This window comes from Blastococcus sp. KM273128, from assembly GCF_021698975.1.
Taxonomy (GTDB): domain Bacteria; phylum Actinomycetota; class Actinomycetes; order Mycobacteriales; family Geodermatophilaceae; genus Blastococcus.
In genome coordinates this window covers 1-490 of sequence record NZ_SSXA01000184.1, presented here as the reverse complement: position 1 = coordinate 490, position 490 = coordinate 1, and the positions used below count along the sequence as shown (strand labels likewise).

At 80.0% G+C, this 490-nt stretch carries 1 protein-coding gene; it reads left to right on the top strand.

Translation table 11 applies throughout. The annotated features are described in order from the left end of the window. Window positions 1-490 (top strand): DUF222 domain-containing protein (locus tag E9529_RS21505; RefSeq protein WP_236833288.1); only part of this gene is annotated, 490 nt, incomplete at both ends.

The following is a 490-nucleotide window of genomic DNA, read 5'->3' as shown; positions in this document are numbered from 1 at the left end:
GTGGGACGAGCCGCTGTCGGCGTGGCTGCCCGCCCAGCGCAGCGCGGCGGAGGCGGTGGATCTGCTGGGGCAGATCGTGGCCGCCGAGGCGCGGTTGGCCGCGCTGCGGGTGGAGCTGGTGATGGACCTCGCCGCCGCCCGCCCCGCGCCGGCCGATCCGCTGCCCGGTGGGGAGCGGGCCGGGGCGGCGGGCCCGGCCGGTACCAGTGAGTTCGTGCCCGATGAGCTGGCGATGGCGCACAACACCAGCCGCACGGCCGCGGTGACGCTGCTGGAGCACGCCGAGGTGCTCACCACCCGGCTGCCGGCCACCTTCGCCCGGCTGCGGCTGGGCCTGCTGGACTGGCCCCGGGCCCGGGCACTCGCGGCGGAGGTGGCCGCGTTCGGCCCCGGCACCGATCCGGCGGTGATCGCCGCCGCCGAGGCCGCGGTGCTGCCCGGCGCGGCCGGGCTGGGGCTGGGCCGGCTGCGGGAGGCGCTGCGCGCCGAG